Source organism: Brevundimonas sp. (genome assembly GCF_016742135.1).
GTDB lineage: Bacteria > Pseudomonadota > Alphaproteobacteria > Caulobacterales > Caulobacteraceae > Brevundimonas.
The window spans coordinates 163,646-183,369 of the sequence record NZ_JACVCG010000002.1 but is presented as its reverse complement, the minus strand read 5'-3'; the positions used below and the strand labels follow the sequence as shown (position 1 = coordinate 183,369).

Sequence of the window (19,724 nt, the reverse complement as noted above, 5' to 3'; positions counted from 1 at the left end):
ATTTCGCCCCCTCCACCGCCATTCGGCGGTCCCCCTCCCCCGAAGCTGCGCGTCGGGGGAGGATCATTTCTTCTGGTTCGCCTTCTTGGCGGTCATCATCTGCATGAAGCGGGCGGCCCAGCCGTCCTTGACGGTCTGGGTGGCGCGGCCGAGGGCGAGGGCGCCGTCGGGGACGTCTTCGGTGATGACCGAGCCCGAGGCGGTCATGGCGCCGGCGCCGATGCTGACGGGGGCGACCAGCGAGCTGTTGGAGCCGACGAAAGCCCCCTCGCCCACCGTGGTCTTGTGTTTGAACACGCCGTCATAGTTGCAGAAGATGGTGCCCGCGCCGATGTTGGCGCGCGGGCCGACATGGCCGTCGCCGAGGTAGGACAGGTGATTGGCCTTGGCACCCTCGCCGATGTGGCTGTTCTTGACCTCGACGAAATTGCCGATGTGGACGTCGCGGTCGAGGCGGGCGCCGGGGCGCAGGCGGGCATAGGGGCCGACGATGGCGCCCTCGCCGACGTCAGCGCCCTCCAGATGGCTGAAGCTGCGGATGCGGGCGCCCGAGGCGACCTTCACGCCGGGGCCGAAGACGACATAGGGCTCGACGACTACGCCGGGTTCCAGATCGGTGTCCCAGGCGAAATGGACGGTGTCCGGGGCGGGCATGGTGACGCCGCGGGCGAGGAAGGTGTCGCGCTGGACCTTCTGGAACAGGGCCTCGGCCTCGGCCAGTTCGGACTGGGCGTTGACGCCCATGACCGCGTCCTCGGACGCCATGACGGCCCGGGTCGGCACACCGGCCTCGCGGCCCAGCTGGACGACGTCGGTCAGATAGTATTCGCCCTTGGCATTGTCGTTGCCGACCTTGTCCAGCAGGTCGAACAGCACGCGCGCCGGGGCCGACATGACGCCGGAGTTGCAGGTGCGGATGGCCAACACCTCGGCCGAGGCCTCCTTGGCTTCGGTGATCGCGGTCAGTTCGCCGCCCTCAATGACCATACGGCCATAGGCGCCGGGGTCACGGGCCTCGAAGCCGATCACCGACAGGGCGTCGGCGGCCTCGAACACCGGGGCGATGTCGTGCGCCTTGAGCAGGGGCACATCGCCATAGGTGATGACCACCTGTCCGTCGAACCCGTTCAGCGCCTCGCGGGCACACAGGACGGCGTGGCCCGTGCCCATGGGCGGATCCTGAACCGCGATGGCGGCCTCGCCCAGACGGGCGACGACATGGGCGCGGACCTCGGGCGAGTGGGTGCCGACGACGACCACAATGCGCTCACAGCCCAGAGCCTCGGCGGCGTCGATGGCGTGGTCCAGCATGGCGCGCCCGCCGACCGGGTGCAGCACCTTGGGCAGGCGGGATTTCATGCGGGTGCCCTGCCCCGCGGCAAGGATGACGGCGGCGCGCGCGGGCCCGTTATGGCTGTGGGTGGTCACGTCGTCGTTCCTCGTCTAGTCGTCCGTCTCATCGTCCGGGCGGCATAACGCATGAGACGGCATAAGGGGAGGCTGTATGTCATCAAAGGCGAAAGGATGGACGCTGCTGTTCGACCTTGACGGGACTCTGGTCGATTCCGCGCCGGACCTGATCGGCACGCTGAATGCCGTGCTGGCGACCGATGGCCTGCCGACCCTGCCGATGGCACAGGGGCGCGACCTGATCGGACACGGGGCGCGGGCGCTGTTGCGGCGGGGCTATGCGGCGGCGGGCGCGCCGCTGGAGGCCGAGGCACTGGATGTGCGGTTCGCCCTGTTCCTTGAGCTGTACGTCGGGCGGATCGCCGATCTGACCCGGCCCTATCCGGGCTGTGTGGAAGCGCTGACGGCGCTGAAGGCCGAGGGCCATACGCTGGCGGTGACGACCAACAAGCGGACGGACCTGTCGGTGGCCCTGACCGACGCACTGGGACTGACCGGCCTGTTCGCCTGTGTATTCGGGCCGGACCGGGTGTCGGCGCGGAAACCCGATGCCGCGCATCTGCTGGAGGCCATCGCGGCATGTGGCGGACGGGCGGATCGCGCCCTGATGGTCGGCGACAGCAGTCTGGATGCCGGGGCCGCCCACGCCGCGGGCCTGCCGTTCGTGGCCGTCGGCTTCGGCTATGCCGACATGGCGATTCCCGGGATGACGCCCTGGGCGGTGCTGGACCATTACGATGCCTTTCCAGCGCTGGTGGCGCGCTGTGTGCGAGAGACCGAACAGGGCCTTGCCCTTGCCGGATCGCCGGGCTAAACACCCCGCCTCCTGACCGGTCGGATGCGTAGCTCAGCGGGAGAGCACCTCGTTCACACCGAGGGGGTCACAGGTTCAATCCCTGTCGCATCCACCATTCCCCTACTTTTCATCACTCACGCCAGGACCGCTGGCGCGATCCGCTCCGTGAGGGGCGGCGAACGCTCGCCGACGCCCGGTCGGGCGCGTGAAAGGGCCGGCGACATATTCCTGTGACACCGCGCTTGATCGGGGCCTGTAACCGGTTACGTTGACGCCAACGAGAAACGAAGGGCAGGAAACGCGATGGCATGCGTCGGTCTCAACGGCGTGCGGAAGGACTTTGGCACCGTGCAGGTGCTGAAGGGCATCGACCTCGACATCGCCGACGGAGAGTTCGTCGTATTCGTCGGCCCCTCGGGCTGTGGCAAGTCGACCCTGCTGCGCACCATCGCGGGGCTGGAGGAGGTCAGCGCCGGCGAGGTGATGATCGGCGACCGGGTGGTGAATGATCTGTCTCCCTCGGACCGGGGCATCGCCATGGTGTTCCAGTCCTATGCGCTCTACCCGCACATGACGGTGCGCGAGAACATGGCCTTTGGCCTGAAGCTGGCCAAGCACGACAAGGTCGAGATCGCGCGGCGCGTCGATGCGGCGGCGACCATCCTGAACATCACCGACTATCTGGACCGCAAGCCCAAGGCCCTGTCGGGCGGGCAGCGCCAGCGGGTGGCCATCGGCCGGGCCATTGTGCGCGAGCCCGAGGTCTTCCTGTTCGACGAGCCGCTGTCGAACCTGGACGCGGCGCTCAGGGTGCGTATGCGCTATGAGTTCGCGGCCCTGCACCAGCGGCTGAAGACCACCATGGTCTATGTAACGCACGACCAGATCGAGGCCATGACCCTGGCCGACCGGATCGTGGTGCTGAACGGCGGGGTGATCGAACAGGTCGGCGCGCCGATGGATCTGTATGAGCACCCCTGCAACCGCTTCGTGGCCGAGTTCATCGGCAGTCCGAAGATGAACATGATCCCGGTGACCCTGGTCGAGGCCACGGCTGCGGGTGCGGTGGTGAAGACGGCGGGCGGCGATACGCTGCGGGCGGCGGTCAGGGCCGGGGGTGCGAAGCCGGGCGACACCCTGACGCTGGGGATCCGGCCCGAGCATCTGTCGCTGGACGGACCGGGCGAGGCCATCCATGGGCGGGCCGACTTTGTCGAGACGCTCGGCAATGCCACCTATGCCTATGTCGACATCGGCGAGGGCCAGGACAGTATGACGGCCCAGTTGGCCGGGTCGGCGCGACCGAAGTCGGGCGACCGGCTGGAGCTGAAGGTGCCCTCGGACAAGGCCTATCTGTTCGATGTGGACGGCAAGGCGTTCCAGCGGCTGCAAGGCGAGGTCCAGAAAAAGGCCTGAGCCGACCGTGTTGCAAGTCTCTCTGGGCCCCGGCCTACGCCGGGGAAGCGGAGGGAGAGCTTTCCTGTCTCCTCCCTGACGAAGTTGGGGAGGTGGCGCGGCGCGAAAGCGCCGTGACGGAGGGGCTCTTGAGGGCGTAGACGGAGGGGCTCTTGAGGGCGTACCTGCGGTGAAAAACCCCTCCACCACTTCGTGGTCCCCCTCCCCACCGCTGCGCGGCAGGGAGGAGACGATGTGTCGGCTTCGATACCGTTGTGAAATCGCCTTGGTCGCTGTGATGAAACCTGTTTAGCGCAGCTCGACCCTCCGCGTGCCCGGCGGAAGGACCAGCTCGCCGCCGGACCAGTCGATCGCGCGGCCGTCGATGCGGGCGGTGCGGGCATCGCTGCCATCGGGCCAGGCGAGGACGAAGCCGCCAGGGGGCGTAGCCGCGGTGTCGAGGTCGAGCACATAGCCGCGGCCGTCCTGCCGCAGGTGCCAGCTGACCGGGCCGTAAGCAGTGCGAAGATTGGCGATGCCGACGCCCTCCTCCGTCTCGATCCAGTCCAGCGGGATGCCGGCCGCCAGCACGAGGGCGTGGTCGCGGTCCCGCTCGTGCACGAACAGGTCCAGCGCCGAGCGGATGTAGTCCGAGCTGATCCAGGCGTGGGGCATGTCGCCGATGAAGCGCGGCTCGCGCTCGTGGCGGCCGACGACCTCGGCCCAGCCGTTCCAGGCGACGGGGCGCATGTCGCCGAAGAAGTAGTCGAGCGCGGCGATGGCCCGGTCGCGCTGGCCAAGGCGAACGAAGGCGCCGACCGCGCGCAGTTCATACGGCGTATAGTCGGGCCAGTCGGGACGGGCGTCCCAGCCCTGGGCCGTAAGCGGCGACCAGTCACCCGTGCGGCGGGCCTCGAAATTCAGCCAGTAAAGATCAAAGGTCCGCTGCAGCAGGTCACGCGGCAGGGCGTCGATCAGGCCACCGGGCGACAGAGCGATGGTGGTCGAGGTGGCGTCGAAATCGCCCCGGTCAGCCGCGCCCGCGATCCAGTCAATGTCGTGGTGCTCGGCGGTGGCGACGATGGCGGCGGCGATGTGGGCGCTGAACTGGTCGCGGCCGGCGGCGAAACGGGTGCGGGCCACGTCCTCGCCCAGAACATCGGCGATGAAGACGGCGTCGCGATAGCCGATCAGGCCCCAGAAGTCGTCCCAGTAGGAATAGGCGACCTTGTCGGAATAGCCCTCGTGGCTGATGGTCGGTGGCAGCAGGCCGTAGAGGTGGCGGGTGTCCGGGGCCTGGTATTCCGCCGTGCGGGTCTCGGCGCGCAGTTCGTCCATGTAATTGATGGCGCCCTCGACCTGGGGCCAGACGTCGCGCAGCAGGGCCTGGTCGCCGGTGTAGCGATAGACTTCGGCGGCGAGGAAGACGAACTCGCCGTGGCTGTCGTTCTCGGGGACGGGATCGGCCCCGCGCGCGTCGACGCAGCACGGCACCTTGCCGTTATCGAACACATAGGGGGCGAACCAGCGCAGATAGTCGGCCGAGATATCGGCATGTCCGAGGCGGTTCAGCCCCTCGGCGATCATGGCCCCGTCTCGGATCCAGGAGCGGTTGTAGGAGCGGGTTCCGGGCTGGAGGATCGGCCCCTGACGCGACATCAGGATGTGGGCCAGCGAGGATTTCAGCACATCCTCAACCACCTGGGCCCGGGGCGGCAGGATCAGCTCGACGCGGTCGATCCTGGCGCGCCAGTCGGCGGCGACGCGATCCTCGATGGAATCAAGGGCAGCCTCGGCCGAGGCGGTGACCGGCAAGGGATCAGGGACACCGGCCATGGGCAGCATCCAGCCGAACTGCCGCGTTTCGCCGGGCTGGAGGGTGACCTCATAGAAGAGCGCGCCGGCCATGAGGCCGTCGTCGGACTCGACCAGACGCGTGGACGCAGACTGGCGGCGTTCGGGCCGCGTCAGCAGGCTGTGCGGGTCGGCCCCGGAGGCGAAGATGGAGGCGGCAACCCCGTCGGGCATGACCAGTGGGCGGACGCGCGTGTCGTCGTTGAGCACCAGCTCGCCGCCGGTCCAGTCGATCCGGGCGATGGGGCCGACGCCCCCGGGCACGGCAAGGAACTGGCGAGGGCCGTTGACCTGATACGGACGCGCCATCAGGGCGAGCGTCACGGTGCGGGCGCGGTCCGAGGTGTTGGTCAGGTGATAGCGACCGAACAGGCGGGAGTTGTCGGGCGTGCCATCGGCAAAGGACGCGATCCGCAGGGCGAGGCCGTCCGTCTGCCACTGGACCCAGGGCATGGGCAGGTCATCGTCGCGCAGCCCCTGCGTGATGTTGACGTCGGCCCAGGTAGTCAGGCGACCGTCCTCGAGGATGAAGGGTTCGATCGAGGGGCCGCCGCGGCGCAGCTCGATGGCGCCGTCCTCGCCCATCAGGCCGCTTTCGCCGCCGCCATCGACGCCGACCAGGGTCCAGTAGGGCTGTTCGCCGTGGAACCCGCGCGGATACTGGCCGCGACGGGATTGCGAGGCGATGGCGGTGACGAACGCGGTCTGGGAGGCACCGAAGGCCAGCGGCTGGACCTCGAGGTCGGCGAGGCCATAGGTCTCAGCCCCCTCGAACAGCATGAGGCGAAGATAGCGGGCCGAGGCCTCGGGCGTGCGCAGCCAGTCGGTACCGCCGTCGGCATCCTCGACCGCGATCAGGGTCTGCCAGGTCGTGCCGTCGTTCGAGGCCTCGACGCGGTAGCGGGTGGCGGCCCGGTCGCGCTCCCACTGCAGGGTCAGGCCACCGAACTCACGCTCATAGCCGAGGTCGAGCGTGAGGCTCTGGAACGCCCCCTCCCCGGTGCGCCAGACGGTGGACGGGTCGCCATCGACGGCGTTGGACGCGGGAAAGCCCTCGGCTTCGGACGTCGCGGACGCGAGCGGACGCGGCGGCACGGCGGGCTCGGGCGGCAGTTCGCGTAGGGTCAGTTGATCGATCTCGATATGGCCTGCGCCACCCTCGGCGGCGACCACGACGAACTCCATCCGCTCGGCGCGGCGCAGGACCGGATCTTCACCCGGGCCCCAGGCCTTGGTCACCTGACGGCGCTTGATGGTGAACAGGGTCCAGTCGTCGGGGAAGTCATAGCGGGACACCTGACGCCACCAGACGTTTTCATTGGCCGCGTCGGTAAACTTGACCTCGAAGGTGTTGGACGGGCCGACGCCGCGCACCCAGAAGCTGATCTCGTAATTATCGGGCAGGACGAGGTCGATCTCGCGCGCGGCAAAGGCGTAACCGGCGCGGCCATTGAAGTCGAAGTCGAGGCGGAGGGCCTGCCCCTCCCGCCCCGGCACGGTGCGGATGGTGGAGGTCACATCGGTCGAAGCGTCGGCTTCCCACGCGCCGGTGGTCTCGAAGGCGTCAAGCACGCGGGTGTCCTGGGCGAGCGCCGGAGCGACAGCCAGAAGACAGGCAATGGTCGCCAAAAGACCGTTTCGGATCATGGACATACGAGGCACTCCTTACTCAGCCTTTGACGCTGCCGGCCAGCATTCCCCGGATGTAGTAGCGCTGCAGCGCGAGGAAGAGGATCAGCACGGGAGCGACGGTGATGACCGATCCGGCCATCATCATTTCAATGTCCTGCACATGCTCCCGCGACATGGCGGCCAGGGCGACCGGCAGGGTGTAGTTCGACTGGTCCGTCAGGATGATCAGCGGCCAGAGGAAGTCGTTCCAGCTGCCGAGGAAGACGAACAGGCCCAGCGTCACGATGATCGGCTGCATGGTCGGCAGGACGACACGGCGGAAGATCTGGCCCTCGGTCGCGCCGTCGACGCGGGCGGCTTCCAGCATTTCGTCGGGGATCGACAGGGCGTACTGGCGGACCAGAAACAGGCCGAAGATCGAGGCCAGCCAGGGTACCAGCGCGCCCGCATAGGTGTTCACCAGCCCCATGCCCTTCAGCATCAGGAACAGCGGCAGGGTGCCGATCTGGGCCGGGATGACCAGAGCGCCGATCAACAGTTGAAACAGCCGGTCGCGCCCGGCGAACTTGAGCTTGGCAAAGGCGTAGCCGGCCGGGACCGTGAAGCTGAGCGCCAGCACAGTGGCCATGGTGGCCAGCGCGAAGCTGTTCCACAGGTACTGGCCCATGCCCTGGGTCACGAACAGGGTGCGGTAGTGTTCGAGCGTCCAGTTGTCGGGCAGCAGCGGCGGCGGGAAGGTGGCGGCCTCGCCGGTCTGCATGAAGCTGACCGAGACCATCCAGGCCAGCGGGAACAACACCATCAGGGCGATGAAGGCGACCGCGAGGTTCAGCGCGATGACACGGGGTTTGAGCTTCAGGGGCTTCAGCTTCATGACGTGGCCCCCAGACGCTTCGACACCCACAGCTGGATCAGGGTGATGGCGAAGATGCACAGGAACAGGATGAAGGCGACGGCCGAGGCGGAGCCGAGGTTCCACCATTTGAAGCCCTCTTCGTACATGAAATAGAGGACGGTCACGGTCGACTGGGCGGGCCCCCCTTGCGTCATCACATAGGGCTCGGCGAACAGCTGGAAGAAGGCGGCGACCGAGATGATGCTGACCAGCAGCAGGGTCGGCGCGATGGCCGGCAGGGTCACGTGGCGGAACTGTTTCCAGGGGCCGGCGCCGTCGATGCGGGCGGCCTCGTAAAGCTCGTCCGGGACGGTCTGAAGCACGGCCAGGAAGATCAGCATATTGTAGCCGAAGGTCTTCCACACAACGAACATCAGGATGGCGGGGATGGAAGTCGAGGGCTGGCCCAGCCAGTCCACGGCGGGCAGGCCGACCGAGGTCAGGCCCCAGTTGATGATGCCGTAGCGGGTGTGCAGCAGATAGTTCCAGAGCACCGCCGTGGCGACCAGGGTCGTCACATAGGGGGCAAAGAACATCACCCGCCAGATCGGCCGCCACAGCACCATGCGGGCGTTCAGGATCACGGCGGCGGCCAGCGACACGGCGAGCGTCAGGGGAACGCCCAGAACGCTGAACCAGACGGTATTTCTCATCGCCCCCCAGAACAGGGAATTGCCCAGCAGGTTCTGGTAGTTGTCGAGGCCGACGAAGCGCAGGTTGTTGAGGTCGGCCAGCGCATAGATGTCGAAATCGGTCAGGCTGAGCAGCAGGGCCGAGACCATCGGAATGACGAAGAACAGGCCGATGGCGATCAGCGAGGGCGCGACAAAGCCCCAGGCGGCGCGGGTCCGCTTGCGGTGGTCCGAGCGCCGGGGCGGACGGGTCGCCTCGCGCGTGGCGGCAGGGGCCGTGACGGTCCGCATGGTCATGAGGCCCCTCCCCGCTCCAGCATCCAGCGGCGTTTTTCAAGCAGGCGGTCGGCGCGGCGGTCGATCTCGGCGGCGGCGGTCTCGGGCGTGTATTCGCCGCGCACCATGCGCTCGGCGACGATCTGCATCTCGGTGACGATCCGCTCCCACTCCGGGGCCTTGGGCACGGCTTCAGCGCGTGCCAGCTGGGCCTTGAAGGGCTGGATCATGGGGTCCGAGGCCAGAGCCGGTGCCGACCAAGCGCTTTCGCGGGCCGGCAGGCTGCCGGTGATCTGGTTGAAGCGGACCTGGGTCTCGGGCTCGAGCAGATAGCGCACCCAGGCCCAGGCGGCCTCGGGGTGGCGGGTCGAGTGGAACACCGCCAGCGACGAACCGCCGGGGGCCGAGGCGCCGGGGCCGGTGGGGCCCGGTATGCCGGCGGTGGCCCATTGGGTCTCGGGCGGCAGGCGGCGGCGGAAGTCGCCGATCGACCAAGGCCCGGAGAAGTAGAAGCTGAAATAGCCGCGCTGGAACTCGGTCCAGACGTTCGAGATCTGGGTGGCGGACACCAGCGGCGCCAGACCCTCGTCGAACAGGCTTTTGTAGAAGGCCAGCGCCGCGATGAAGCCGGGGCTGGAGAAGTTGCCGCGCGTCGCCTGATCGGCCAGCAGGGGCTCGTCCGCCTGAAGTCCGAAGGTCAGAAGTTGCTCGAACTCATTGACTGGCAACAGGATTGCAAAGTTGCCATCGCCCGCCGCACGCTTGACGGCATGCATGGCGGTCTTCCACTCGGCCCAGGTGGTCGGCACGGTGTCATAGCCGGCGCGGGACAGGATATCGGTGCGGCAGAACAGCAGGCGGGTGTCGACATACCAGGGCGTGGCGACGGCCTGACCGTCGACGCGGTTGGTGTCGAGCACCGCCGCGAACTGGTCGGTCAGCAGGTCCGAGGCGAAGGCGGGGGTGGCTGACAGGGCCCCGATGGCGGCCATTTCCGACACCCAGGTGTTGCCGATCTGGCTGATGTCCGGAAGGGAGTCGCCGGCATAGGCGGTCAGCAGCTTCTGGTGGGCCGCAGTCCAGGGGACGGCCTGGACCTCGACCGCGATGCCCGGATTGCGGCGTTCGAACTCGGGGACCAGTTGCGGCACGGCCGTACCCTCGGCGCCCATGGCCCAGAAGGTCAGGTGTGTGCGTCCATCGTTGCGGCCCGAGCAGCCCGCTGTGGCCAGTGCCGCGGTCGATCCGGCCAGCCAGCCCAGTGCCGTCCTGCGGTCGGGCCGGGCCAGCGTCATGCCGGGTCCAGCCAGCCGCCCTGGAAGCCGGCGCGCTGAAGGCCCCGGATCAGATTGGGCTCGCCGTGCATGTGGTTCCAGACGAGGTTGGTGCGATGGTTCTCGATCATGACCACGATGGGTCCCTGGTCGATGCCGAGATAGTCGCCGTTCACCCAGCCGATGTCGGGCACGATCTTGCCGTGCATCAGCGGGCCTTCGCGTTCCCTGAGGGTCGGATTGAAGGAATCGAGGAAGCCCCACTGCGTGTAGAGCGCCTCGCCGTAGCGGGCTTTCATGGCCTTGAGGCAGGCGGTGACCGCGTCCGGCGCGAAGGCCATCGAGGCCATGGCGGCGGTCGGCGCAATGGTGCCGTCGTCGCGCTCGCCCGGACCACGCGCCGAGTAGCTGAAGAACTCGCGCTCGCGCCCGTCGACGGTCTGGACGAAATCACCCGGGCCGTCGCAGGCCGTCAGACCCCAGATCTGATCGTCATAGCCCGCCCAGCCCATGGGATTGGTGCGGGCATAGTACTGCTGGGCCGCAACGGCGCGGACGCTGTTCTCGAAATAGTCGAAGTCGCCGATCTCGGCCGATTTCTCGCGCATCCAGGCGTCGCGGATGCCACGGAAGTCGATGAACATGTGGCTGTACTGGTGGCCGAACATCGGGCCGAAGTGCAGATGCGGCGTGCCGTATTCGGCGGTCCAGCTGCGGTCGTACACGGAGCACCACTCTTCCCACACCTCGGGGCCGACCGGGTGGGTGGGGCTGCCCATCGCCAGCAGCAGGACGATCATGCCCTCATTGTAGACATGCCAGTCGGCCTCGATGAAGCCGGTCTCGGGGTGCCAGCCCATGGTGATACGACGCGGGCGGACCTCGACCCAGTCCCATTCGACGCGCTCATAGATGGTCTGGACCTTCTGGCGGATCTCGGTCTCGCCGGCGTCGTCGCCATCGAAATAGCGGGCGGCGAACAGCATGCCGCCCAGCAGCAGGGCGGTGTCGACTGTCGACAGCTCGGTCGTGCCGAAGCGGTGGCCGGTGTCCATGTCGAGGAAGTGGTAGAAGAAGCCCTTGTAGCCCGTCATGCCGGTGGCCTCGGGCCCCTGGGGCGCATCATGGAAGAAGCGCACCGTGGTCAGGGTGATGTCGCGGGCCTCCTCGCGCGTCATCCAGCCGCGCTCGACGCCGACCGGCCAGCAGGCCAGGGCAAAGCCGACGGCCGCGACCGAGGAGAAGGACGGGGTGGGCCAGCGGTCGGGGGTCAGGCCGGTGCGCGGATCGGTGACATGGCGGAACCAGTCAAAGGTGCGCTTTTGCAGCTCCTCGACATCGGCATCGAGGGTGACCGGTGCCGCGGCACCGTCGCCGTTGCCGCGTCCGCAGGCGGCAAGCCCGACGAGCCCTGCACCCGCCACTGAAGCCAGAAGAAACCGTCTGCGATCCATACTTACACCTTTACGCGACTGTCGGGGCAAACCCGAAAACACAAAAAAAGAGGGGCCGCCCCCCACGCACGGTGAGAGGCGGCCCTCAGGCTCAGGAGATCAGAACTTGTAACGCGCGCCGAACTGGAAGGTCCGGGTCGGGAACAGCACCCGCGAGGGCTGTCCGAAGTTCGGGTTGGGGCTGGCGGCAGAGCCGGTGCCCCCGTCGAAGCCGGCGTAGTTGTCGAAGTTGAAGACGTTGATGGCGTCCACAAAGACCGACAGCTCGGAGCCGTTCGGCAGGCCCAGGTTCTTGGTCAGACGCAGGTCCAGGTTCCGGTAGGCGAAGGCGTTCGGAATGATGAAGCTGTATTTCTCCGGACGTCCGCCATAGGGGCGGTAGTAGAACCGGGAACCCGTCCCGTCGAAGACGTCGAACGGTGTGCCGGACCCGAGGGTCAGGATGCCCGACAGTTGCATGTCCCACGGCAGGTCGTAGATGCCGTTCGCGACGATGCGGTGCTCTTCATCATTGGCCGAAGGCCGGGTCGGTGAGGTCTCGACGCTGAAGCAATCGAAGCAGAAGGCGTCATTGCCACCGTTCTGGGTCGCTTCCGACCAGGTATAGGCCAGGTTCAGACCCCAGCCGGAGTCCCGGGTATAGGGCTTGTCCAGCTTGACGTAGAGGGCGGTGAATTCGCGCTCCTTGTTGTGATCCGAGACGAAATAGCCGCGGTAGGGGTTGGCCGCGCCCGGTCCACAGAAGCCGCCGTTGTCGCCGAAACCGCCGCCGTCGTTACCGAAGGTCTGCTCGCGGCAGCGGGTCAGATACTGCCAGGTGAACTCGTTTTCGGTCTTGCCGTAGGCCAGGGTGAACTCGGTCTGCCACTCACCGACGCGCTGGCGGATGCCGAGGTTGAACTGGTCAGTGCGCGGCGGTTCCCAGTCGTTCTTGAGCAGGAAGACCTCGCCCTTGCCGGCGATGGTGGCGAACACCGGATCCAGACCTGCAGCCGTGCGATAGGACTCCTGCCACAGGATCGGGTCGCCCGCAGAGCCGGAGGCCACGCCCAGCGGTCCGCCGGTGGTGCTGAAGAAGACGTTCTGACGGATGTCGAACGGCTTGACGATCTCGTCGTACGAGAAGTTGAAGTTGATCCGGTCGTAGTAGCGGCCGGCACCACCGAAGATCACCGTGCGGCGATCCCCGAACACATCGTACGAGAAGCCGATCCGGGGCTGGAAGGCGCCCATGAAGGGATCACGGTTGTCGCCGGTCGAGATATAGTCGTCGCGGTTGAACCAGCTGGGAGCATAGCCGGCCGGCTTGCCGCCGTCGGTCGAGGCGATCCACTGGTCCAGACCCGCCACCACGGCGGCCGGGGTGACATAGTCCTTGTTATTGGAGTTGGACTCATAGTCCCAACGGAGGCCGAGGTTGATCTCGAGCTTGTCGGTCAGCTGCCAGTCATCCTGGACGTACAGGCCGATCACCGTGTTATCCAGATCGACGTTCGGGAAGGAGCGGCCCAGTTCGACGCGATAAGGCACGGTGGTCGAACCGCTCAGTTCCGGGCGACCGTCGACATCGAAGTAGAAGAACGGGTTGCGGCCGAACTGCTTCAGGACCTCATAGTTCTGCATCGAGACCTTGGCGCCGATCTTGACGGTGTGGAAGCCGTTCATTTCCAGCTGGTTGAAGGTCAGATCGTTGCGGAGCGTCAGGGCCCGATCGTTGATGTCCTGGGTGCTGTCACGACCGCCCAGGTTGATGATGGTGGCCCCGCCGAAATAGTCCGGCTGGAAGCCCGGCAGGGTCGGATTGGTGTCGTTCTCGAACAGGCGGTAGCTCTGGCCGACATCCGAGAAGTTCAGGGCGCCGGGGTTATAGTTGTAATCCCGGTAGTCGACGGCCAGCTCGTTGAGGAAGCCATTGCCCTGCCACTGCCAGCGCAGGTTGCTGGTCAGGGTTTGCTGGCTGAGATTGTTGGCGCGCTCGTAGGAATCCGCACCGCCGAAGTCGCGGATATCGAACTCGTCACGGTAGGTGACGCTCCAGTCGACCAGATGGCCTTCCCGAGGCTGCCAGCTGAGCTTGCCGAAGAACAGGTCTTCCTCGAAGGGCGCGGCGAAGGTGCCGACATACTGACCGAACTGGGTCTGGAAGCGCGGGTCCTGGCGGCCGAGGTTGACCACATTGGCGCGGTTTTCTTCCTTGCGCTCATAGGTGCCGAAGAAGTGCAGCCGGTCCCGGATGATGGGGCCGCCGAAGGCCACACCCCACTGCTCGACGCTGAGGTCAACCTTGTCGTCACCCCGACGGCGGGCGAACACATCCTGCGCGATCAGGCTCTCGTCGCGGTACGAGCCGAAGATTTCGCCCTGGAATTCGTTGGTGCCCGAGCGGGTCACCGCCGTGATAATGGCCGACGAGGCCTGTTCATACTCGGCCTTGAAGTTCTGGCTGACGACCCGGAACTCCTGGATGCCGGCCTGGGGGAAGGGGTTCCCGCGGCTGTCGTCCTGGCCGATGATGCCCCCCGCGATGACGTTCGACTTCAGGCTGGCGCCATCGATGAAGGCATTGACCGACTCGGCGCGCTGACCGCCCGCAGTGATGGTCTGCTCCTGCTCATTGACCGAGACACGCACGCCCGGGGCCAGGGCGGCGAAGTTCAGGAAGTTGCGGTTGATCTGCGGCAGGGTCTCGATCTGCTGGGTGGTGACGTTGGTCGCGATTTCCGGGGTGCGGACCTCGGGCAGGCGACGACCCACGACCACGATGTCATCCACGCTGGTGCCACCGGGCGTGCCAGCGACGACGGTACCGCCGACGTCCAGATCCAGATCGCCGACCTGGCCGACGCCGATGGTGACGACGTCGGTGGCGGTTTCACCCTCGGCCGTCGTGACCGTGATCTGATAGGTGCCGGGGCGCAGACCCGACAGGACATAGCCGCCGTTGGCATTGGCGGTGGTCCGCGAGGTGAAGCCCGAAGCCACATCGCGGGCCACGATCGTGGCGCCGGCTTCCGCCGCACCGCCGTCGGTGACCGCACCCCGGATGGTGGACGTCGCCACCTGGGCCGTGGCCGTTCCAGCCATGCCCAGCGACACGGCCATGGCGAGGGCGGAGACCGCCCCCAGATATCGAATGTTCATTTTAGCCATCCTGGTTTTCCCCCTGAGCGGAAGCGGTCACGCCCGACGGCCGCCCGTCCGTCGCGCGCGTGGTTGAGACCGACGCCCGGGTGGACGTGCGGATTACGAGTTCAGGTCGAACGACCTCGCAGATGGAGGACGACCCGGTCGCCTCTCGTCCGGCCTGCGCGGTCCCGATCTGATCGACCAGCCGCTGCAGGGCGCGGCGACCGGTCTCGGCGATGCGAATTCTGAGCGTGGTCAGACCGGGCCTGACGAGGGCGGCGATCGGCACATCGTCGAAGCCGACCACGGCGACATCCTCGGGGCAGCGCACGCCCGCCTCCTGGAAGGCCAGCAGCGCCCCGATGGCCATCATGTCATTACCGCAGAAGACGCCGTCGAAGCGACGCGGGGCCGCCATCAGGGCGCGGGCCGAGGCATGGCCGGAGCCCTGGTTGAAGTCGCCCTCGACGACATGCGGCTCAAGTCCGGCCTCGGCCATGGCTTCGAGGTAGCCGGCCAGACGGGCCTCGGCCTCGAGGTTGCCGGCCGGACCGGCGATGTGGGCAATCGAGCGGCATCCCGTGGCCAGCAGATGGTCCACGGCCGCATGCGCGCCGCCGTTGTTGTCGACCACGATCGACGGGAGGGTGCTTTCGGCCGCCCCGCCGTGCATCAGCACCACGGGCAGGCGTCCGGCCATGGCGGTGGCCAGATTGGCCGAGTCGATCTGGGGCGACAGGACGAACAGGCCATCCACCCGGCCGCGCATCGAGCGGATCGCGGCGGCGGCACCGTCGGCATCGTCATGCGAGCTGGAGACGATCAGGTGATAGCCGTGCTCGCGCGCGGCCAGATCCATGCCCCGGATCAGTTCTGAGAAGAACTCTCCGTACAGGTCGGGCAGGATGATGCCGAGGGTGTTGGTCTTGCTGGTCGACAGGCTGCGGGCACCGCTGTGGGGCACGTACTGCAGGGCTTCGGCCGACTCGAGAATTCGCTTGCGGGTTTCCTCGGTGACGGTGTCCGAGCCGTTCAGGGCGCGCGAGACCGAGGCCACAGAAACCTGGGCATGACGCGCCACATCGCGAATTGTAGCCGGTTTCATTTTCCGGCCTCGCGGACTGGCGAAGGGTCTGGATCGAACGTCACGCTTCGGGCTCCCTGAACGATCCAGCCGTGCCGACCCCTTGGCGAGGTTCGTCGGTCAGATCGTGTAATCGGTTACATGACACACGAGTCATGAAACGCGCAAGTGCCCCGAATTAGACACAGGTGCCCGGGGTGGGCGGGCCACACCCCCCTTCCCCCACGCTCATCGCCCGATGCACGGGGCCGGATCGCGCGTTTGGATAACACCGTTAACATTGTAAACTCTGGTGTTTTTCAGTCCCCGTTCGGCCGACGGGAGCGGTCGACCGGGCCGGTGCAGATGGCCGGCGGCCTGGGGTCACTGCGTCACAGTTCGGTCCAAAATGTCACGGGAAAGCGACCGATCTTCGAACGCGACCTGCGGAACGGGGTGGCAGTGCGCCCTGCCAGGCGGTCGAAGGTGGACTTGACATGCAGGTATTTACCTGCATATTGGCCGGCAACACCGATTGAGAGCGATGGACACGGACAAGGTTTTCAAGGCACTGGCCGACCCGACACGCCGCAAGCTGCTCGATCTTCTGGCCGAGCGGAACGGGCAGACGCTCGGCCAGCTCTGCGACCATCTCGACATGGCCCGGCAGTCGGTCACGCAGCATCTCGGCATCCTGGAGGACGCCAATCTTGTGAGCACAACACGGCGCGGCCGCGAGAAGCTGCATTTCATCAACCCGGTGCCCCTGCACGACGTCTACGAGCGGTGGGTACGCAAGTTCGAACGCCAGCGGCTGAGCCTGCTGCACGACCTGAAGAAGGACCTGGAAGGAAATCCGGAATGACCCTGCAGAAGACCCGCTTCGTCTATGTGACCTATATCCGCTCGACGCCCGAAAAGGTGTTCGAGGCGATCACCCGGCCCGAGCTGGCCCGCCGTTACTGGGGGCACGAGAACGTGTCCGACTGGCAGCCCGGCTCGAAGTGGCAGCACATCCGCGCCAACGACGCACGCACCGTGGAATTGGTCGGCGAGGTCGTCGAAGTCTGCCCGCCCTCGCGCCTCGTCATGACCTGGGCCAACGCCTCCCAGGAAGCGGATCGCGACGCCTACAGCCGCGTCACCTTCGGCATCGAGGAGTATGAGGACATGGTGCGGCTGACCGTTTCCCACGACGACCTCATCGTCGGCAGCGGCATGGAAACGGGCGTCACCCGGGGCTGGCCGGTCGTCCTGTCCAGCCTGAAGTCCTTCGTCGAGACCGGTGCCGGTCTGGACATCTTCGCCAAACCGAAAGCCGCCTAGCGACTGAGGGAGTCGGCAACGCGGGCACCGCGCCGCGCGCCCATTTTCAACAGAGAGACACAATGTCCGGTCCCGATTTCACGACCTCCTTCCGGGTCGCCCAAGGCCCCGAAGTGGTCTTTGCCGCCATCACCACTCCGCGCGCCTGGTGGAGCGGACAGCATGAAGGCAACCCCGCCCGACTCGGCGAAACCTTCACCTACCGCTACGAGGATCTGCACTATTCGAGGCAGCAGGTGAGCGAACTGGTGCCCGGCAAGCGGGTTGCCTGGCGGGTGCTTGAAAGCGTGCTGAACTACGTCGACGACAGGAGCGAATGGACCGGCACGACCATTGCATTCGACATCGCGCGCAAAGGTGCGGGCACAGAAATCGTGTTCACCCATGTCGGCCTCAAGCCGAACGTCGAGTGCTTTGACACCTGCTCGGACAGTTGGACCGCCCTGATACAGGGCAGCCTCAAGGAACTGATCGAGACGGGCAGGACCGAACTGCCCGAACTGGCGGCCCCCGCCGCCTGAAGGCGCGACAGAACGTGAGCATCACCATGACCAGGATATATTCCGGCGGATGTGCCTGTGGCGCGATCCGCTATGAGACGCGCCGCGAACCCGTCTTCCAGAACCATTGCCAGTGCCGGGACTGTCAGACGAGGAGTGGCACCGGTCACGGCTCCTACCTCTCCTTCTCGGGCCGCGACGGGGTGAAGGTGACGGGCGAGGCGCGGGCATGGGGGATTGTCGCCGACAGCGGCAACGAAAAGCGGCACGCCTTTTGCCCGGCCTGCGGCACGCCGGTCTATCTGACCTTTGCTGCCATGCCGGACCTGATCGCGGTCCATGCGGCGAGTCTGGACGATCCCGGCCTGTTCGTTCCGCAGGCGGTCACCTACGGCGTCCGTGCCCAGACATGGGACACCCTCGATCCGGCGCTGCCGGTCTTCGAGCGCATGGTCCCGGGCTGACCCGCCTGACGCCCAGGGCGATTTGGACGAAGGGCTAACCTGCGGGGCGGACCCGGGCGTAGAAGGCTTCGATCAGGTCCAGCCGGTCGGCATGAGGCATCGGTCGGGCAACGGGACCGTCATTGGTGAACTCCAGAAGCTGATCCGGGGCAGAGCGCAGGTCCGGCCAGACAACCGCGGAAGGGGTGTTTGGATCGCCGGCCCTCGCGAAACGGGTCCAGTAGCCGGCCATGGCGTCGGCGGCGTCCTGATCTCTCTGGCCCAGGGGCCGTCCGACCGTGTCCAGGGTGTCGAACACATAGGGACGTTCGGAGGCATGGGTCGCCCCGCCGCTGGGCTCGGGGTTGGAATCCGCCACCACGTCGAACCGGTAGAGGAAGGTCGGATGCCCGGCTGCGGCGTGCAGGCGCGTCAGATGGCGGGCCGGCTCGTTGAAGATCAGGTCGCTGACCACATGGGCGTCATAGCCGTCGGGGCCGCCGTAGGCCGCCAGCAGGGCGTCGTGCTCGGCGGTGGTCATGGCATCGTCGGTGCGGCCGTAGGCCCCGGCGTCCGTGGGGCGGATCCACCAGAACTCCGCGCTGTTGGTGCCAAGCATCAGGGGCACCGGGGCCTGACGCCCGGCGGCGAAGGCCTCGACCACATCTTCGGTGAGGATGATGCCGTCGACAATCAGATTATCCGAGTAGAAGGCCGGCATGGGGCTGAGCAGGGCCTCGGCGGGCACGGCGCGCAGTTGCACCGCATCGACCTCGGCAGGCAGGCGGGCGCTGCGGGCGAAGGCGACCCCCAGCGACTGGGCCGAGGGTCGGCCGGGGCGGTCAAGCGCAAGCTGGGCCGATCGCTGACGGCCGAGGCCCGACTGGACGATGGCCTTGTGGAACAGGCCGCGTGCGGAGGGGGCAATCATCAACTGGGTGACCGCGACGCCGCCCGCCGACTCGCCGAAGATGGTGACGTTGCCGGGGTCACCGCCCAGAGTCGCGATGTTGCGACGGACCCATTCGAGCGCGGCGATCTGGTCCATGACGCCATAGTTGGCCGCCGGTTCACCGGCGGGTCGTTCCGCGGCCAGGGCCGGGTGATCGAAGAAGCCCAGACGGCCGAGGCGATAGTTGATTGTCACCACCACCACGCCGCGACGGGCCAGCGCACTGCCGTCATAGAGGGCTGCGGTGCCTGAGCCGTTGCTGTACCCCCCGCCGTGAATCCAGACCATGACGGGCAGCGGGCCCGGACGTTCGACCGGGGCCCAGACATTGAGGGTGAGGCAGTCCTCGCTCATCGGCAGGGGGCCGACGCCGGGATCGCCGTTCGCGGGTGGCTGGATACAGATGGCCCCGTAATCCGTGGCGTCGCGCACGCCCGACCAGTCTGCGGCCGGGGCCGGGGGACGCCAGCGCCGCTCGCCCACCGGGGGCGCGGCATAGGGCAGCCCCTTGAACGCCACCACATCTTGCGTCACCACGCCCTGAACGATGCCGTTTTCCAGCCGGACAGTGTCGACGGGATCGGGTGCAGGGACAGACACGGGCGCAAGGACCATCATCAGGGAAATCAGTCCGGAAAGCATCATCCTGCGATCCTAGACGGCTGACCCGTCAATCCCAAGCCGGTCGCTTGACAT

The 19,724-nt window shown here is 66.9% G+C and carries 15 protein-coding genes and 1 tRNA gene; 7 read left to right on the top strand and 9 right to left on the bottom strand.

Features of this window, described 5'->3' with window-relative positions; translation table 11 throughout:
• Positions 1-63 precede the first annotated feature (63 nt).
• On the bottom strand, positions 64-1,428 hold the full coding sequence (gene glmU, locus IBJ06_RS04400) for a bifunctional UDP-N-acetylglucosamine diphosphorylase/glucosamine-1-phosphate N-acetyltransferase GlmU (protein ID WP_292157645.1): 1,365 nt from the start codon (positions 1,426-1,428) through the stop codon (positions 64-66).
• Between the two features lie 76 nt (positions 1,429-1,504).
• On the opposite strand from glmU, the gene IBJ06_RS04395 reads away from it, so the two are divergent.
• From IBJ06_RS04395 to ugpC, 3 genes are all read left to right on the top strand, one after another.
• Positions 1,505-2,224 (top strand): HAD hydrolase-like protein, encoded by a 720-nt coding sequence (locus IBJ06_RS04395; RefSeq protein ID WP_292157644.1) that lies wholly within the window; start codon positions 1,505-1,507, stop codon positions 2,222-2,224.
• Between the two features lie 22 nt (positions 2,225-2,246).
• Positions 2,247-2,321 (top strand) — tRNA-Val (locus IBJ06_RS04390).
• Between the two features lie 188 nt (positions 2,322-2,509).
• Positions 2,510-3,622, top strand: coding sequence for a sn-glycerol-3-phosphate ABC transporter ATP-binding protein UgpC (ugpC, locus tag IBJ06_RS04385; protein ID WP_292157642.1), 1,113 nt, complete (start codon positions 2,510-2,512; stop codon positions 3,620-3,622).
• Between the two features lie 288 nt (positions 3,623-3,910).
• Here the strand turns inward: ugpC and IBJ06_RS04380 are convergent, their stop codons facing one another.
• The 7 genes from IBJ06_RS04380 to IBJ06_RS04350 all read right to left on the bottom strand — a co-directional run bounded on the left by IBJ06_RS04380 (position 3,911) and on the right by IBJ06_RS04350 (position 15,849).
• Positions 3,911-7,108 (bottom strand): discoidin domain-containing protein, encoded by a 3,198-nt coding sequence (locus tag IBJ06_RS04380; RefSeq protein ID WP_292157640.1) that lies wholly within the window; start codon positions 7,106-7,108, stop codon positions 3,911-3,913.
• A 16-nt stretch (positions 7,109-7,124) separates the two neighbouring features.
• Positions 7,125-7,961 (bottom strand): carbohydrate ABC transporter permease, encoded by an 837-nt coding sequence (locus IBJ06_RS04375; protein ID WP_292157638.1) that lies wholly within the window; start codon positions 7,959-7,961, stop codon positions 7,125-7,127.
• Positions 7,958-8,911, bottom strand: coding sequence for a sugar ABC transporter permease (locus tag IBJ06_RS04370; RefSeq protein ID WP_292157636.1), 954 nt, complete (start codon positions 8,909-8,911; stop codon positions 7,958-7,960). The genes IBJ06_RS04375 and IBJ06_RS04370 overlap by 4 nt, the downstream gene beginning before the upstream one ends.
• Positions 8,908-10,185 (bottom strand): sugar ABC transporter substrate-binding protein, encoded by a 1,278-nt coding sequence (locus tag IBJ06_RS04365; RefSeq protein WP_292157634.1) that lies wholly within the window; start codon positions 10,183-10,185, stop codon positions 8,908-8,910. The genes IBJ06_RS04370 and IBJ06_RS04365 overlap by 4 nt, the downstream gene beginning before the upstream one ends.
• Positions 10,182-11,618: a glucoamylase family protein gene (locus IBJ06_RS04360; protein ID WP_292157632.1), complete on the bottom strand. Its 1,437-nt coding sequence runs from the start codon at positions 11,616-11,618 to the stop codon at positions 10,182-10,184. Before IBJ06_RS04360 ends, IBJ06_RS04365 begins: the two co-directional genes overlap by 4 nt.
• 99 nt (positions 11,619-11,717) lie before the next feature.
• Complete coding sequence (locus IBJ06_RS04355; RefSeq protein WP_292157630.1) at positions 11,718-14,759, bottom strand: carboxypeptidase regulatory-like domain-containing protein; 3,042 nt, start codon at positions 14,757-14,759, stop codon at positions 11,718-11,720.
• 1 nt (position 14,760) lies between these two features.
• Entirely contained in the window at positions 14,761-15,849 is a 1,089-nt protein-coding gene (locus IBJ06_RS04350; RefSeq protein WP_292157627.1) for a LacI family DNA-binding transcriptional regulator, read from the bottom strand.
• A gap of 502 nt (positions 15,850-16,351) precedes the next feature.
• Here IBJ06_RS04350 and IBJ06_RS04345 point away from each other — a divergent pair.
• From IBJ06_RS04345 to IBJ06_RS04330, 4 genes are all read left to right on the top strand, one after another.
• Positions 16,352-16,672: a metalloregulator ArsR/SmtB family transcription factor gene (locus IBJ06_RS04345; protein ID WP_292157625.1), complete on the top strand. Its 321-nt coding sequence runs from the start codon at positions 16,352-16,354 to the stop codon at positions 16,670-16,672.
• On the top strand, positions 16,669-17,133 hold the full coding sequence (locus tag IBJ06_RS04340) for an SRPBCC family protein (protein ID WP_292157624.1): 465 nt from the start codon (positions 16,669-16,671) through the stop codon (positions 17,131-17,133). Before IBJ06_RS04345 ends, IBJ06_RS04340 begins: the two co-directional genes overlap by 4 nt.
• A gap of 62 nt (positions 17,134-17,195) precedes the next feature.
• On the top strand, positions 17,196-17,654 hold the full coding sequence (locus tag IBJ06_RS04335) for an SRPBCC domain-containing protein (RefSeq protein WP_292157622.1): 459 nt from the start codon (positions 17,196-17,198) through the stop codon (positions 17,652-17,654).
• A gap of 26 nt (positions 17,655-17,680) precedes the next feature.
• Complete coding sequence (locus IBJ06_RS04330; RefSeq protein WP_292157620.1) at positions 17,681-18,097, top strand: GFA family protein; 417 nt, start codon at positions 17,681-17,683, stop codon at positions 18,095-18,097.
• Between the two features lie 34 nt (positions 18,098-18,131).
• Here IBJ06_RS04330 and IBJ06_RS04325 read toward each other — a convergent pair whose 3' ends face one another.
• Positions 18,132-19,673, bottom strand: a complete 1,542-nt coding sequence (locus IBJ06_RS04325) for a carboxylesterase family protein (RefSeq protein WP_292157618.1) — start codon at positions 19,671-19,673, stop codon at positions 18,132-18,134.
• Positions 19,674-19,724 lie beyond the last annotated feature (51 nt).

Bases quoted from the DNA above. Each gene is read 5' to 3' on its own strand.
- IBJ06_RS04380 (WP_292157640.1), bottom strand. From the start codon at position 7,108: ATGTCCATGATCCGAAACGGTCTTTTGGCGACCATTGCCTGTCTTCTG.
- IBJ06_RS04365 (WP_292157634.1), bottom strand. From the start codon at position 10,185: ATGACGCTGGCCCGGCCCGACCGCAGGACGGCACTGGGCTGGCTGGCC.
- IBJ06_RS04335 (WP_292157622.1), top strand. From the start codon at position 17,196: ATGTCCGGTCCCGATTTCACGACCTCCTTCCGGGTCGCCCAAGGCCCC.
- IBJ06_RS04360 (WP_292157632.1), bottom strand. From the start codon at position 11,618: ATGGATCGCAGACGGTTTCTTCTGGCTTCAGTGGCGGGTGCAGGGCTC.
- IBJ06_RS04340 (WP_292157624.1), top strand. From the start codon at position 16,669: ATGACCCTGCAGAAGACCCGCTTCGTCTATGTGACCTATATCCGCTCG.
- IBJ06_RS04330 (WP_292157620.1), top strand. From the start codon at position 17,681: ATGACCAGGATATATTCCGGCGGATGTGCCTGTGGCGCGATCCGCTAT.
- IBJ06_RS04355 (WP_292157630.1), bottom strand. From the start codon at position 14,759: ATGAACATTCGATATCTGGGGGCGGTCTCCGCCCTCGCCATGGCCGTG.
- IBJ06_RS04395 (WP_292157644.1), top strand. From the start codon at position 1,505: ATGTCATCAAAGGCGAAAGGATGGACGCTGCTGTTCGACCTTGACGGG.
- IBJ06_RS04370 (WP_292157636.1), bottom strand. From the start codon at position 8,911: ATGACCATGCGGACCGTCACGGCCCCTGCCGCCACGCGCGAGGCGACC.
- IBJ06_RS04345 (WP_292157625.1), top strand. From the start codon at position 16,352: ATGGACACGGACAAGGTTTTCAAGGCACTGGCCGACCCGACACGCCGC.
- ugpC (WP_292157642.1), top strand. From the start codon at position 2,510: ATGGCATGCGTCGGTCTCAACGGCGTGCGGAAGGACTTTGGCACCGTG.
- IBJ06_RS04325 (WP_292157618.1), bottom strand. From the start codon at position 19,673: ATGATGCTTTCCGGACTGATTTCCCTGATGATGGTCCTTGCGCCCGTG.
- IBJ06_RS04375 (WP_292157638.1), bottom strand. From the start codon at position 7,961: ATGAAGCTGAAGCCCCTGAAGCTCAAACCCCGTGTCATCGCGCTGAAC.
- IBJ06_RS04350 (WP_292157627.1), bottom strand. From the start codon at position 15,849: ATGAAACCGGCTACAATTCGCGATGTGGCGCGTCATGCCCAGGTTTCT.